Below are 15,676 nucleotides of genomic sequence, written 5' to 3' on the forward strand. Positions count from 1 at the left end.
TGTGTGTGACAATCGCCCAAAACGCACTTTAACGCCCTGCAGCAAGACGCCGAATCTCGCTCACAAGTACCTCAGCTGCATCGGGTTTTCCCAGTTTCCTGGAAGCTTCCGCCATCCTTTTGCGCGCCGCTTCGTCATTCATAATTCCAGCAATCGCTTTATACAGCCCCTGGCCTGTCAGATCCTTCTCCAGCATCGTAACCGATGCGCCTCCACCCTCAAGCGTACGGGCGTTTGCCTCCTGATGATTGTTCGTCACGTTAGGTGACGGAATCAGGATGGATGGAATTCCGAGCGATGTGATCTCGGCAAGGAACGAAGCCCCAGCACGATTCACGATCAGCGATGTGCATGCAAGAACTTCTGGCATGTTGTGTACGTAGGGCAGCACATGCAGATGATTTGACATCGTTCCAAGGGAGCTGCGGATCGCTTCACGCGTTTCGTCAAAATAAGAATCACCTGTTACGTAGACCACGTGCACATCTTCAAGCTTGGCCAGCATCGGTGCCATATCGACCATAGCTTTATTGATTGCCTTCGCACCACGGCTGCCACCAACCACAAGAACAACTCGGCTGTCCATAGGTACACCCAGTGTGGCAAAACCACGATCACGGCTGGCTTGAGCTACCGTGGTAGCCCTTGGATTGCCGGTATACACAACCCTTTTGGCTCCAGAGAATGCTTTCTCCGAACCCTCAAAGCTAACTGCGACCGTATCCACATAACGTGTAAGGAACTTGTTGGTTAGTCCGGGAATGGCATTCTGTTCATGGATGACACTCGGAATACCAAGTTTGGCTGCCGCATACACGACAGGCCCACACACGTAGCCCCCCGTACCGATGACAACATCGGGTTTGAATTCCTTGAGCATTTTCTTGGCTTTGCGTACACCTTGCAGAAATCTCATTACCGTCTTCACGTTGTCAAAGGATAATTTCCGGCGAAAACCTGTAATATCAATCGATTGAAATGGAATATTCTCTTGTGGCACCAGTTTGCTTTCCAAACCACGGGTACCACCAATATATAAAAATGTCGAGTCGGGATTCTCCGCCTCACATTGCCTTGCTATCGCAACGGCCGGATAGATATGTCCACCGGTACCGCCGCCGCTTAGAACGACTCGCATCGTACATTCACCTCGCATAACGGGATAAGTTCAATAATATGCCTAACGCTGTCAACATCAAGGTCAGAGATGAACCGCCATAACTGATGAGTGGGAGTGTAATCCCCGTAACCGGCATAAGCCCGATGACCACGCCAATGTTGATAATGACCTGCACAGCGACCATACCCACAATGCCTACGCCCAGAAGGCTGCCAAAAGCATCCGGTATCGTCATCGCTACGCGCATCCCTCTCCACACCAGGACCAGGAACAGCAATAATACAATCATTCCACCAATGAAGCCAAGCTCTTCTGCCAAAATGGAAAAAATAAAATCCGTCTGTGGTTCGGGTACATAACTGTATTTTTGTCGACTCATACCCAGCCCCAAGCCCGCAAGTCCTCCAGGACCGATCGCATATAAAGATTGAATAATCTGATATCCGGCACCAAGTGGATCAGACCACGGGTCCAAAAAAGCCGTTATTCGCTGCAATCTGTACGGAGCTGCCGCAATCAGCCCGGCAAACCCTGCTGCACCACCGAGGGCAAGCAGTAATAGATGCTTCATCCGTGCTCCTGCTGTGAAAATAATGAGCATTGAAGCACCCAGCATGACTGTGCCTGTCCCCAAATCGGGCTGAAGCATAATAATACCAAAGGCCAAACCAATCAGGCCGAGCGGTGGCAGAAGCCCCGTCGTGAACGTTTTGATTTTACCAGGTTCCTTGCTTAACCAATGAGCCAGAAACAAGATCATACCCAGTTTCATGAATTCTGAAGGTTGTATGCCAAATGAGCCAATGCCCAACCAGCTTCGTGCCCCTCCGCGAACCACTCCGATGCCAGGAATCAGCACCGCAATCAGCATTATAAAGCAGGCAATCAATATCGGCTTTGCATACTTTCTCCAGACCCGATAGTCCACATTTGCCGTAACAAACATGGCAGCAAGTCCAAGTCCGGCGAACAACAGCTGTCTTTTGACAAAGTAAAATGAATCACCGTAGTCATGAAAAGCAAGCACCGAGCCCGCACTGTATACCATAATAATGCCGATGGCAAGCAATGCCAGAATACAAATTAGGAGCCAGAAATCCGGCGCCGGTCGCGTCTGTTTCATCAGGAGGCCACCCCTTGCATGGAAGTAGGGGCTTTTCCACCCCCCTACTTACAAGTTATGCGCCGCCTCTTTAAAAATGCGTCCCCGCTCTTCATAGGAAGCAAACATGTCCCAGCTTGCACACGCCGGTGATAACAAGACAACGTCACCTGGATCTGCAAACTGTGAAGCTTCCTGCACGGCAGCGGTTAACGTCCGGGCAGCGTCCTCCTCATTATCGACGACCTTAATTTGCTTTAATCCCGCCAGTTCCGCGACTTTGGCAATTTTCTCTCTTGTCTCTCCTAGAGTAACCACAGCTTTTACACGCTCCTGGAACAAGGGCAGCAGTTCCATCATGTCTGAACCACGATCCAGTCCTCCGGCAATGAGTACAACCGGTTCCTTGAATGAGTTCAGCGCCATTACAGTTGCCTTGGAATTGGTCGCTTTAGAATTGTTGTAATATTTGGCTCCATCATGTTCAAGTACATACTCAAGACGGTGCTCAACCCCCTTGAAATCAGCCAGAGGCGCAGCAAGAACAGACGGGTCGGCTCCAGCGGTCACAGCAATAGCTACTGCTGCCAATGCATTTCCCACATTGAATCGCCCTGGGAGTCCGATGTCTTCCACATCAATAATGATATGATGGTTTCCCTGACCATCTGCATAGATCACCTGGCGCTTCACGTCATCCTCTTCCCCATCCACGAATGGAGGATCAGCATATACCCCTGCTTCAAGCTTCTCTGTCAGCGAGAATGGGAGCAGTCTTGCTTTGATATAAGGAACGAGTCCACGGCATACTGGATCATCCCAGTTCAGGATAGCTACATCATCCGGTTGCTGGTTGGAGAATAACTTGGATTTGGAAGCCACATAATCATCCATGTCCCCATGGTAATCCAAATGAGTCTCCGCTACGTTTAGCAAACTGGCAATGCGCGGACGGAAATCGGATGTGCCTTTCAGTTGGAAGCTGCTAAGCTCCACCACCATCCAGTTATCCGCAGAAGCCTGCTCTGCCGCCTCACACAATGGTGTTCCAATATTACCGGCAACAATCGGTTTCAAGCCGGCATGCTCCAACATGTTGCCTACCCACGTTGTTGTAGTCGTTTTTCCATTAGAGCCAGTGATTCCGATCATAGGTGCAGCGCATAGATGATATGCCACTTCAACCTCAGTCACCACTTCAATGCCTAAGGCAAGTGCCTGCTGCACAGGAGGCGCCTGGTAAGGAATACCCGGATTTTTGACCACAAGCTTCACATCACTGTGAATCAGATCGTCCGGATGTCCCCCGCATACAACAGAAATTCCCAAAGCCTCCAATTCGGATGCTTCGGGACACTGTTCTCTCTCTTTTTTATCATTGACTGTAACTATTGCGCCGGCACGATCCAGCACTTTGGCGACCTGCACGCCGCTCTTGGCCAGTCCAAGCACGACGATTTGTTGCCCACGATATGTTTCAGGATGATTCATTGTTTACAACCCCTTGTTGAGATAAAGTCCAAGAGCGGCCAAAATGGCACCTACCGCCCAAAAAGTGATGACAACTCGCCATTCCGACCAGCCACTTAGTTCAAAGTGATGATGAATCGGACTCATTTTAAATACGCGTTTGCCACGAGTTTTGAAGGATACCACTTGGATAATAACAGACAGGATTTCGATGACGAAAATACCGCCAATGATGACAAAAAGAAGTTCTGTCTTCGTTACAATCGCAACAGCACCGATCGCACCACCAATTCCAAGTGATCCCGTATCTCCCATAAACACTTTGGCCGGGTGTGCGTTATATACCAGGAAGCCTAGTACCGCACCAATCATCGCCGCCGCACATACCGCTGCCGGCATGGATGTAGCCTGCATCGCCACAATGGCAAATGCCCCAAAAGCGATGGCACTCACGCCGGACAACAAGCCATCCAGACCATCGGTAAAGTTGACTGCATTCGTGATGGCAAGCATCATGAATACGACAAACGGATAGTAGAACCATCCCGTCCAGTCGAAGGAGAAGGATGTACCTGGAATCGATATGGCTGTGCTGTGGCCATTCTGAATCAGCAAGTAGCACATCACGGCACTGAAAAACAACTGACCAATCATCTTTTGTTTAGCCGTCAGCCCCAGTGAACGTTTGAATACAATCTTGATGTAATCATCCAGGAAGCCGATCAGACCAAAACCGAGTGTAGCCACAAGCAGGACATAAAAGTCCGTATTTTTGACCGCTGAAAATTTCAAAAAGGCCAATGTGAACGCGAGTAAAATAACAACTCCGCCCATTGTAGGTGTTCCACTCTTTTTCAGATGGCTCTGTGGCCCATCTTCCCGAACCTGCTGTCCGAATTTCATTCGACGCAGCAATGGAATCAAGAGCGGTGCGGCGATCACCGCCAAAATAAATGAAACACCGATTGTTAACAGTAATACCTGAAAATCCATGGGTTCACCCCTCTAGTCTACTCTATTCTGTAATGGAGCTATTTTTAGCGCATCGACCACATCTTCCAGCTTCATGCCCCGGGAGGCCTTAAACAAGACAACGTCTCTAGAATGAAGATTCTCCAGCAGATAATGAGTCAATTCTTCCTTGCTCTCAAAAGCGTGCACGGCTTCCGCTGGCATGTTTTGTCTTGCCCCTTCTGCAATACTCGCTGATAATGGGCCATAAGCCAGCACCATATTCATTTTATCGGGTGTGATGTATTCACCGATTCCTCGATGGAGCTCATGCTCCTGAGGCCCCAGTTCAAGCATGTCACCAAGCACGGCTACTTTGATCCGATACCCCTTAAGGCTCTCCAGCACATCCACAGCTGCTTTCATGGAAGTCGGACTGGCGTTGTAAGCATCATTGAGCATGGTCAAACCACTGACACCGTTAATAATCTCGATTCGCATGCCGGTTAATTTCAGACGTGACAGTCCTGCCACAATCTGCTCAGCGGCCACTCCGAAATGACGGGCAACCGCTAATGCAGCAAGACAGTTGACCACATTATGTGTCCCCAGTAATGGCATTGTAAGAGCAACTTCTCCAGACTGCTTGGTTGTAAAAGCGACCCCGCTCTGCGCATTCATGATTCCGGTAGGATAATCATCATTATCTGCCTGCAAGCCGAATGTATACCGCTGGAGTCCTTCTGGGAGCTTAGTGGCTGGCTCTGCCAGAACCTGCTCAATCAACGGTTCGTCTCCGTTATAGATCAGTAGCCCACCTGGTTTCATGCCAGCCGCAATTTCAACTTTGGCCCGAGCAATCTCCAATCGAGATCCCAGTTGAAGCAGATGGGATTCACCAATATTCGTGATGATCGCGACATCAGGCTGGGCGATTACAGATAACTCTTCGATCTCTCCTCGGCCACTCATGCCCATCTCCAGAATGACGATCTCCGTATCCGGCTCCATGCTTAGCACGGTGAGCGGGAGACCTATATGGTTATTGAAGTTGCCTTGGGTCTTATGCACTTTGAAAGTGGTAGACAGAATGGCATCCACGATATCCTTTGTTGTTGTTTTACCATTGCTGCCTGTAATGCCTACAACGGAGGCCTTGTTTTCTTTTAAATAGGAGGTCGCAAGCTCCTGCAAGGCAACAAGGGTATCCTCCACAATAATCACAGCACCTTGAGGTGCAGTTCCATGATCCTTTTGCCATAATGTCCCGGCAGCGCCCTTCTCTAAACAGGTTTGCACAAATTCATGTCCGTCAAACCTTTCGCCAACTAGCGGGATAAAGAGACTGCCTGGAACGGGCTTACGCGAATCTGTAAATACACCTTCAACACCATCATTACCATAAGCAGCAATGTCAGTTAGTGTTCCTCCACACATCTCGGCCAATTGTGCCAATGTTCTTTTTATCAATTGGATTTGCCCCTTATCGCTTCTTTCGCTATGATCCGATCATCAAAGTCCGTTTTAGTTGTGCCGATAATCTGATAGGTTTCATGCCCCTTGCCCGCAATCAATACTACATCGGCAGGGCTTGCCATTTCAATAGCTTCATGAATCGCCTGGCGCCGATCCACAATCATGGTGTAACGGTCAGGTTCAATGGCGTCTTCAATCAGGCCCTGTTCAATATCCTTGAGAATCAGATCGGGATCTTCTGTCCGCGGATTGTCGGAAGTGACAAATACAACATCACTATACTTTGCTGCAATTTTGCCCATTAGAGGTCGCTTCGTACGATCTCGGTCACCACCGCAGCCAAATACACAGATCACACGTCCTTCAGCAAATTCCTTCACCGTCCGTAATACGTTCTCCAGGCCATCTGGAGTATGCGCATAGTCAACAATGACAGCAAACGACTGTCCTTCGTCAACAGCCTCAACACGTCCATCTACGCCAGGAACTGTCTCCAAGCTACGTTTGATCTCCTCCAGCGGAATGTCCTCAACCAGAGCAGCAGCGATGGCAGCCATTGCGTTGTACACATTGAATTTACCTACCATGCGTAAACGAATATCGGTGCTGCCTCTGAATGTGTCTACATGGAAAGAAGTACCCTGCGAAGTAATTGAAATTTGGGATGCGCGTACATCCGCATTTTCCTCCATGCCGTATGTAATCACTTCAGCTGCCGTTACAGATATAAAATAGTCTGCAGCGGGATCATCTGCGTTGATCACTGCAAATTTGCGCTTGGAAACATCCGCAGTATATCCGTTACCCAACCTTGCAAAGAACAATCCTTTGGCTCCGCGATATTCTTCCATGGAATGATGGTAATCCAGATGATCCTGCGTCAGGTTGGTAAATACAGCCGTACGGAATTCCGTTCCTTTTACTCGACCTTGCTCCAAAGCGTGGGAGGAAACCTCCATTACACAACAGTCCGTGCCCGCTTGCACCATATCATTCAGACTGCGCTGCAAATCAAGTGCTTCCGGTGTAGTGCCTGACATCGGGTACGTACGCCCGTCATAACGCATTTGAATAGTCCCGATTAATCCTGTTTTTTGACCAAAATCACTCATGATTTTTTCAATTAAATAGGTAGTCGTTGTTTTCCCGTTGGTTCCCGTTACACCAATCATATTCATCTTGCGGCTTGGTGAGTCAAAAAAGGAATCCGCCAGTACGGCCATAGCGAAACGGCTGTCTTTTACAAGCAGCTGCGGTACAGGCAGATCCAGCTCTCGTTCCACAACCAGAGCAACAGCTCCAGCGTTTACGGCCTTCTCGGCATAATCATGTCCGTCAACCGTATGCCCCGGAAGACAGATAAACAGATCTCCCGGTTGTACCTGGCGAGAATCTGTCTGTAGGTTTTGACATTCTGTATTTGGTTCGCCAATGATACGGGCGGTTGTCAGCATTGATAAAAGTTGTTTTAAAAGCACATGAATAACCTCACTTTTTCCAAGTTTACTTCAATTTCAACAGTTCTGTATTTATTACTATCGTCAACACAGCCAATTAATGAAACGCAACTCCGTGCATTTTGTTGCGGTGGAGATCAAGAGCCCGATCAGGGCTCTTGTCCTTCCTCCTTGCTATGGTCATGGATATCATTCAGTACATCACCCATATAGATGCGTATGGTAGAACCCTGATCGACCCTTGCTCCTGGCTTCGGAGCCTGGTTAATGACATATTTTCCACTGCCGGATTTGGCCAGCATAAAATTCATATTCAGGTCCTCATACAAGTCTTCGACCGTAGCTCCTGTCAGATCGGGAACCGTCACGATTTTCGTTTCTCCATACTTGTATTCTTTGGCTACCTGATCCTTCCGAACAGGAACATTCATATAATGCAACGCATCCTCCAGAATGTTCTGTACGATCGGTGCGGCAACCACGCCGCCAAACTGAATTCCTTTTGGATTATCCACTGCAGTATAAACAACAATCTGCGGATCATCTGCCGGAGCAAAACCGATAAAGGATACAATATGCTCGGTAGAGGAATAACGTCCATTAATTACTTTCTGGGCTGTACCCGTTTTACCGCCAACCCGGTATCCATCAATAAACGCCGGACGTCCCGTACCCTTGGCAACTACACTCTCTAGCGCTTCACGCACTTGCTTGGACGTATCTTCCGAGATCACTTGACGAACCAATTCCGGCTTGGCCTCTTCCATCACTTCACCCGTTTCCGGATGAACCCATGCCTTTGTAACATATGGCTTGTATAGTTTACCACCATTAATGGCTGCTGACACAGCCGCTACTTGCTGAATCGGTGTAACGGAAACACCTTGACCAAAAGCAGTTGTTGCAAGCTCGACAGGTCCGACCCGTGACAGTTTGAACAGAATCCCGCTGGCTTCACCGCTTAAATCGATGCCTGTTTTGGTCCCGAATCCGAAGTCTTTGATATAGGAGAATAGCGATTCTTTACCCAGTCTCTGACCCAGTGCGACAAATCCAGGGTTACAGGAGTTCTCCACGACTTGGAGGAAGGTTTGACTTCCATGGCCACCCTTTTTCCAGCAACGCAGGCGAGCGCCTCCAACTTCAACAAATCCGGGATCATAGAACTGATCCTGCGTCAGATTTACTTTCTTCTCTTCAAGTGCTGCTGCGAGCGTAATAATCTTAAACGTTGAACCTGGTTCGTACGTCATCCAGATCGGTAAGTTCCGGTTGTATACATCGGCCGGGTATTGCTGATAATCCGCTGGTTCATATCCGGGTCTACTGGCCATGCCAAGGATTTCACCCGTTTTGGGGTTCATTGCAATGGCAAGCGCCGAGTTGGCCTGGAACTTGACCATAGCCTGATCCAGCTCACGTTCCATGATGGACTGAATCGATTTATCAATAGTCAGCTTCAGGTTCAGACCGTCCTTCGGTTCCACATACTTCTCAGATGAGCCCGGCATCAGCCTTCCGGCCGCATCGGACAAGTAGGACACACTGCCATTTAAACCGTTCAGCTTATCATCATATCTTTTTTCTACACCCGTTAAGCCCTGATTATCAATGCCCGTAAAACCGAGAATATGAGCCGCCAAATCATCATAAGGATAAAAGCGTTTATTATCCTCAGCAACAACGATACCCGGAAGCTTCAAATCACGGATGTGCTGAGCTTTCTCCATCGTAATTTTGCGGCCACCGGGTTGTAGTCTTACAATCAGTTCTCTTTTTTTGATGGTTGCCAGCACTTTCTCTTCGGTCATCCCCAGCAAAGGAGCGAGTGCTCTTGCTGTTGTCTCTGCTTCCTTCACCTGGGCAGGAATCGCCATAATGGTCGGTGTAGTTATATTGTAGGCAAGAGAGGTTCCGTTTCGATCCAGGATCTCTCCCCTTTTGGCTGAATAAGGAATATTCCGCCGCCAAGACTCTTCCGCTTTCGCGGATAGTTCCGGTCCTTTTCCCAACTGTACATAAGCAAGCCTGATCACCAAGGCTGAGAATAACAGAACTAAAATCACTAAACTCCACAACAGCCTGCGCCGCAGATTTACGCTTGACCCCTTCACGAAAAGATCCCCCCACTCGTCCCAAAATCATGATTGTGTTCCATTCATGAATATTCAGGACAACCGGGGGTTAGAACAAGCTGTCAGTGATCTCTATGGGAGCGAACCCTCGTCCGATGTGTTGGCAGACGATTTTGTCTCATTTGAAGGTGGTTTTGTAGTATCCGTTTTGCCCGTTTCTTCGGTGTTCTCCGTACCATCAGCCGCTCCCTGATTGTTAGTCTCGTCACCTAAGGCTGGATCAGAAGACTCGGGGGCTTCATCTGCTATACCGGTAACTGCCGCTTTGGCCGTCTGCAGCGAAAGCTCAACCGTTCTCTGTTCGCCTGATACCTGCTCCGTTTGTTTCACGACATACCCTTCGCCTTTAACGGTTACCCCCACTTTCATAAGAGAAAGAACTTCAAGGGCATCCCGGAGAGATTCGCCAGTCAGATCAGGAATCTTCATCTTGCTGCTCTCTTCGGTTAGCAGATAGATTCGCTGGCCAGGATTCATGGCTGCACCCGCCACAGGATACTGGCGAATGACATTTTCACCTTGACCAAGCGTCTCATAGGCAATTCCTGCGTTCAATAATTGGCTTCTGGCCTGTTTGGCTGTTTTACCTGACAGATCAGGAGCTTTAGCTTGAACGACCGGAGTTGTTTTTGACTTTTTGTCAGTGGTCTTCACCGTGTCTTTGGGAACTCCCATATACTGAAGAGTCTGGCTTACAATCTTCTTGAATACCGGAGCTGCTGCAGTCCCTCCGCCAATATTGGATCCATCAGGCTGGTCAATCACAATCAACATCGCGATTTTGGGATTATTAACAGGTGCAAATCCGATAAAAGAAACGACATCCTTCGATTTGCTGTATGTCCCGTTCACAACTTTTCTTGCTGTACCCGTTTTACCAGCCACGCGATAACCTTCAATGTATGCATTACGCCCTGTACCAATTGTTTGGTCTGCTACGACCTGTTCCAGATACCCGCTCACCAGTTTGGAAGATTCCTTCGAAATGACCTGACGAACGACCTTCGGTTTAATTACTTCTGATGTACCGTCATTTGGATTAATAATTTCTTTTACCAGATGCGGTTCCATGAGTTTGCCACCGTTGGCAATGGCCGAAACGGCTGCTACCTGCTGGATTGGCGTTACCTGTACAAGACCATGACCATATGCTGCTGTGGCAATTTCTGATTTATAGACCAGCGGCTTGATTGGTGAGGCTGATTCACTCGGCAGATCAATGCCCGTCTTTTTACCAAAACCGAATTGGTCTATGTAATGACGCAACCGTTCACCACCAAGCATGTTATAACCCAGATTAACAAACGCAATGTTACTTGAACGTTTGACACCTTCCAAGTAGGAAATCCGGCCATAGGCGTGACCGTTATCACTGATTGGATAGCCACCGATGTATACCCGTTTGGATTCAAATGTTGCATTTGGATCAAACAGCTTCTCTTCAACCGCACCCGCCAGAGTAACAATTTTAAAAGTAGACCCTGGTTCATAGATGGATTGTATCGCATGGTTAATAAAGTTTTTCTGATCCGGCGTTTCCCCATACGTATTAGGATTAAAGGTCGGCCAATTGGCCATACCTAAGATTTCCATGGTGTTAGGATCTGCTGCGATGACAGTCATGCTCAGTGGATTGTACTGGGCTACCGCTTCTTTCATCGCTTCTTCGATGTAGTACTGAATGGTATCATCGATCGTCAGCTTCAGATTGTTCCCGTTCTGCGGAGGAAGATAATTATCCTGGGAGTCAGGAAGCTTAATACCTTTGGCATCCTTCTGATAGTTCAGATAACCATCTGTACCTGTAAGCTGTTCATCATACGAAACCTCAAGTCCATTAACAGCCTTGCCATCACGGCTCATGTATCCCAGTAGATGAGAGGCGAGCGTTTCCTCGGGATAATATCGCTTCGACTCCTGTGTCATGACAATCGCGTTTTTAGCCTTGTAGTCATCCTGCAGTTTTTCACGAAATGCATCTACTTTAGCAGCCAATTCAGGGCTGATTTTATAACCTTCACTGCGAACTTCACGTTGCTTGTAGAACTTTCCATCCTTATCTTTGGCTGTTACAAGTGTACGCATTTCGCTCTCGTTTTTCCCCAACAAACCCGACAATTCTTTAGTGACCACATCTTCAATCCCGAACTCGTTAATCAGAGCCGGATTCACAGACACCGTGTAAGCAGGTGCATCCGTCGCCAGAATGCTGCCATTGCGGTCTGTAATTGTCCCGCGACTTGCCTTGATGGTTTGTTCGCGTTCGACCAAACCAGCCGCTCGCTCCTGCCAAATACCGCCATTAACAACCTGAATAAAAAAAATGCGGGTTATTAATACAAGAAAAAAGAGGGTAATACATCCCCCTATAAGCAGCGTGCGCATCTTTATTCTTTTTACCATCGGTACACCTCTTTTACTTCAGCATTTTGTATATTTCAATTCCATCTCACTCCCAACTGCAAGATGTTGACGAACAGGAGCATTTCGATCTCATCTTGCTTGGAAGTCTCGTTATGGATTGATACAAAATGTTCTAGTTATTTGCTGTATCCGAAGACGATTCAGTACCTGCCGAATTCGTTGTACTTGTTGAACGAGGTACAAAAATGACATCCTTGCCGGAAGCCTCAACATAACCAAGTTTGCGAGCATTCTCGATGACCAGATTGTTCAGTCTTTCTTTTTCCACTTGCAGATCTGCAATGGTTTTCTCTGCTTCTCTCACATCGGACAACGTCGTTTGTGCCTGCTTATTCAGATCATAGATGTGAGCATAACGCGACATCATTACACCACCCACAACAATGACTGCAAGCAAAGTGATCAGATACAAAAATTTCTCGCGTGCCGGAAGACCGGTACGACGGGTCACCACTTTGGTGGTTTCCTTGTACCGCTGCTGGGTCACACGTTCTTGGGACGCTTTTTCTTTCACTGCTAGATTACCACGTGTATATGCCATACTCCGACTCTCTCCTCCGCTCTTGGTTTACAGTTTCTCGGCTACGCGCAGCTTCGCTGAACGAGCACGGGAGTTTTCGGCCAGTTCCGTTTCCGTTGGAATCAGCGGTTTTCTGTTCACTAAACGCATGACACCCTTACCGCCGCAAACACACAACGGAAAATCGGGAGGGCATGTACACTTCTCCAGATAACTGCTAAAAATATGTTTGCAAATCCGGTCCTCAAGTGAGTGAAAAGTAATAACAGATACACGTCCGCCTGATGCCAAGCACCGAACGGCCTGGTGTAACCCCTCTTCGAACGCGCCCAGCTCATCATTTACCGCAATTCGCAATGCCTGAAAGCTGCGTTTCGCTGGATGTCCTCCGGTTCGACGAGCCGCGGCCGGAATGCCTTCTTTGATCAATTCCACCAGTTCACCAGTAGTCTCAATCGGGGATTGCTTTCGCTTTTCAACAATGACACGAGCAATTCTTCTAGAGAATTTCTCTTCACCATAGCGGTACAAGATGCGGGCAATCTCCTCTTCCGGCCATTCATTAACAATCTCTTTGGCGGTAAGGGATGCATCCTGATCCATACGCATATCCAACGGAGCATCGTGATTGTAGCTAAATCCACGTTCTCCTTCGTCGAATTGCGGTGATGATACCCCCAAATCGTACAAAATACCGTCTACTTGCGGCACGCCATCTTTCATCGGTACTTCCAGATCTTTCAGAACCTGTTCCAGATCACGAAAATTGGTTTTGACCAATGTAATCTGTTCTCCATACCGAGCCAATTTTACACGCGCGTTATCCAAAGCCCAATCATCCTGATCCAGTGCGATCAGACGCCCCCCTGGACCGAGCTTGGATGCAATAACGGAGCTGTGTCCGCCACCGCCTAAAGTGCAGTCCACGTATATACCGTCCTGCTTGATGTTTAAACCCTCTGTTGCCTCTTCTTTGAGTACGGTTATGTGGTGAAACAACCTGCACCCCTCCTGACTTTATAGATCAAAATTAAAATCGACCAGCTTTTCGGCAATGTCGTTGAATGCTTCTTCGGATTGATTGAAATAACTCTCCCATATGCCTTTGCTCCAAATCTCCACCCGGTTCGACACGCCAAGAACAACGCAATCCTTGTCCAGCTTGGCATACTCTCTAAGATTGCCCGGCAAATTTACCCTGCCCTGTTTATCCAATTCACATTCGGTGGCACCCGAGAAAAAAAAACGGGTAAACGCACGTGCATCAGATTTCATCAATGGCAGTGCTTTGAGCTTCTGTTCCATGACCCCCCACTCCTCCATGGGGTACACGAAAAGACACTGGTCCAAACCCCGTGTGACAACGAAAGACGGTCCCAGAGATTCGCGGAATTTAGCCGGAATAATGACCCGACCCTTATCATCAATGCTATGTTGGAACTCCCCCATAAACATTGGCCCACTCACTCCTCACCCGTTTCTCCCACTTTGCCCCACTTTCCACCACCTAAGCATAATAGATTCGCACAAAAAAATCAAAACCCTTCTTGCTTGCTTTACTTTTTTTAATTTAGTAATCGCAAAAAAACGTCTTTGATCCTGTCACTCAGGATCAAAGACGTTTCCCGTTTACGGGCAATTGCACGTACACCCGCATATGAGCCGTATCATTAATAAACCATTTTAAACCCTTTGAAGCACTTAATCAGCTTGTAATTATTGGATGCCTCTTAAAATTTCCAGCTGTCCAGATATTTTTCCTGCTCGGCTGACAGGGAGTCGATGGCAATATTTAGGCTTTCCAGTTTGTAGCTGGCAACCTGTTGGTCAATGTCATAAGGTACGTTAACAACGGTTTTACCTAGTTCTGCATAGTTCTCGCTCACATAACGCAGACCCAGTGCTTGCAATGCAAACGTTGTATCCATAATCTCGGCTGGGTGTCCGTCGGCTGCACCCAAGTTTACGAGACGTCCTTCAGCCAGCAAATACATTTTACGGCCATCTTTGAAGCGATATTCTTCAATGTTGCGGCGTACGGTACGAATCGAATCGGAACGTTTTGCAAGTTCAGGTTTGTTCACTTCCACGTCAAAGTGACCCGCATTGCTCAGGATTGCTCCATCCTTCATCACATCATAATGCTCTCCAGTAATCACATCTTTATTGCCGGTTACAGCAATGAAGAAATCACCCAATTTTGCAGCTTCCACCATCGTCATCACACGGAATCCGTCCATATGTGCTTCTACGGCTTTAATGGGATCAATTTCAGTTACGATTACATTGGCTCCTAATCCTTTAGCACGCATCGCTACACCTTTACCACACCATCCGTAACCGGCTACAACTACGTTCTTTCCTGCAACGACCAGATTGGTTGTACGGATAATACCATCGAATGCAGACTGACCTGTACCGTAACGGTTATCAAACAGGTATTTGCAATAAGCGTCATTGACTGCAACCATCGGGAAGCGCAATTGTCCTTCTTTCGCCAAAGCTTTCAGACGAATGATGCCCGTTGTCGTTTCCTCTGCCCCGCCACGAATCGTGGCAGCAAGATCAGGACGTTCGGATGCAATAATGGTAGCAAAGTCGCCGCCATCATCAATGATCAGATCAGGTTTCACTTCAAGTGCACGGAGTTGCAATTCCTTGAACTCTACAGGGTCCGGATTATGTTTGGCATAAACGGTAACGCCGTTTTCCACCAGAGCAGCACAAACATCGTCCTGTGTTGATAATGGGTTGCTGTGTGTAATCGTTACTTCTGCACCACCCGCTTGAATGACTTTCGCCAGATAAGCTGTTTTGGCCTCAAGATGAAGGCAAATGGCTACTTTCAAACCTTTAAACGGAAGATCCTGTTCAAATTGAGAACGAATGCGGTTCAACACCGGCATATGCGCTTCTACCCAATCAATTTTCAGATGACCTTCCGAAGCGAGTCCCATATCCTTAACGATACTGTTTTGCAATGCAGGGGTAGTCATTCCTCATCCTCCTCGATTATAAATT

Annotated in this window: 12 protein-coding genes; all 12 read right to left on the reverse strand. The window is 47.9% G+C overall.

Translation table 11 applies throughout. The features are described from left to right. Positions 1-28: 28 nt before the first annotated feature. The 12 genes from murG to P364_RS0101665 all read right to left on the reverse strand — a co-directional run bounded on the left by murG (position 29) and on the right by P364_RS0101665 (position 15,651). Complete coding sequence (gene murG, locus P364_RS0101610) at positions 29-1,138, reverse strand: undecaprenyldiphospho-muramoylpentapeptide beta-N-acetylglucosaminyltransferase (RefSeq protein WP_024628417.1); 1,110 nt, start codon at positions 1,136-1,138, stop codon at positions 29-31. A gap of 7 nt (positions 1,139-1,145) precedes the next feature. Beyond that, positions 1,146-2,243, reverse strand: coding sequence for a stage V sporulation protein E (spoVE, locus tag P364_RS0101615; RefSeq protein WP_024628418.1), 1,098 nt, complete (start codon positions 2,241-2,243; stop codon positions 1,146-1,148). Between the two features lie 48 nt (positions 2,244-2,291). After that, on the reverse strand, positions 2,292-3,713 hold the full coding sequence (gene murD / locus P364_RS0101620) for a UDP-N-acetylmuramoyl-L-alanine--D-glutamate ligase (protein WP_024628419.1): 1,422 nt from the start codon (positions 3,711-3,713) through the stop codon (positions 2,292-2,294). Between the two features lie 3 nt (positions 3,714-3,716). Then, complete coding sequence (gene mraY / locus P364_RS0101625) at positions 3,717-4,685, reverse strand: phospho-N-acetylmuramoyl-pentapeptide-transferase (protein WP_024628420.1); 969 nt, start codon at positions 4,683-4,685, stop codon at positions 3,717-3,719. Positions 4,686-4,697: 12 nt separating this feature from the next. Beyond that, a complete protein-coding gene (locus P364_RS0101630) occupies positions 4,698-6,110 on the reverse strand; it encodes a UDP-N-acetylmuramoyl-tripeptide--D-alanyl-D-alanine ligase (RefSeq protein ID WP_024628421.1) in 1,413 nt (470 codons plus the stop codon). Then, complete coding sequence (locus P364_RS0101635; protein ID WP_024628422.1) at positions 6,110-7,597, reverse strand: UDP-N-acetylmuramoyl-L-alanyl-D-glutamate--2,6-diaminopimelate ligase; 1,488 nt, start codon at positions 7,595-7,597, stop codon at positions 6,110-6,112. The genes P364_RS0101630 and P364_RS0101635 overlap by 1 nt, the downstream gene beginning before the upstream one ends. A 128-nt stretch (positions 7,598-7,725) precedes the next feature. Beyond that, positions 7,726-9,690: a stage V sporulation protein D gene (locus P364_RS0101640; protein ID WP_024628423.1), complete on the reverse strand. Its 1,965-nt coding sequence runs from the start codon at positions 9,688-9,690 to the stop codon at positions 7,726-7,728. A 93-nt stretch (positions 9,691-9,783) separates the two neighbouring features. Then, positions 9,784-12,114: a penicillin-binding transpeptidase domain-containing protein gene (locus P364_RS0101645; RefSeq protein ID WP_024628424.1), complete on the reverse strand. Its 2,331-nt coding sequence runs from the start codon at positions 12,112-12,114 to the stop codon at positions 9,784-9,786. Between the two features lie 133 nt (positions 12,115-12,247). Then, complete coding sequence (locus tag P364_RS0101650) at positions 12,248-12,676, reverse strand: hypothetical protein (protein WP_024628425.1); 429 nt, start codon at positions 12,674-12,676, stop codon at positions 12,248-12,250. A 27-nt stretch (positions 12,677-12,703) separates the two neighbouring features. Next, a complete protein-coding gene (gene rsmH / locus P364_RS0101655) occupies positions 12,704-13,654 on the reverse strand; it encodes a 16S rRNA (cytosine(1402)-N(4))-methyltransferase RsmH (protein ID WP_024628426.1) in 951 nt (316 codons plus the stop codon). A gap of 18 nt (positions 13,655-13,672) precedes the next feature. Further along, a complete protein-coding gene (mraZ, locus tag P364_RS0101660) occupies positions 13,673-14,110 on the reverse strand; it encodes a division/cell wall cluster transcriptional repressor MraZ (RefSeq protein ID WP_017687291.1) in 438 nt (145 codons plus the stop codon). A 275-nt stretch (positions 14,111-14,385) separates the two neighbouring features. Continuing rightward, complete coding sequence (locus P364_RS0101665; RefSeq protein ID WP_024628427.1) at positions 14,386-15,651, reverse strand: adenosylhomocysteinase; 1,266 nt, start codon at positions 15,649-15,651, stop codon at positions 14,386-14,388. Between the last annotated feature and the right edge of the window lie 25 nt (positions 15,652-15,676).

This window comes from Paenibacillus sp. MAEPY2, from assembly GCF_000499205.1.
In the GTDB taxonomy this organism is placed as follows: Bacteria; Bacillota; Bacilli; order Paenibacillales; family Paenibacillaceae; genus Paenibacillus; species Paenibacillus vandeheii.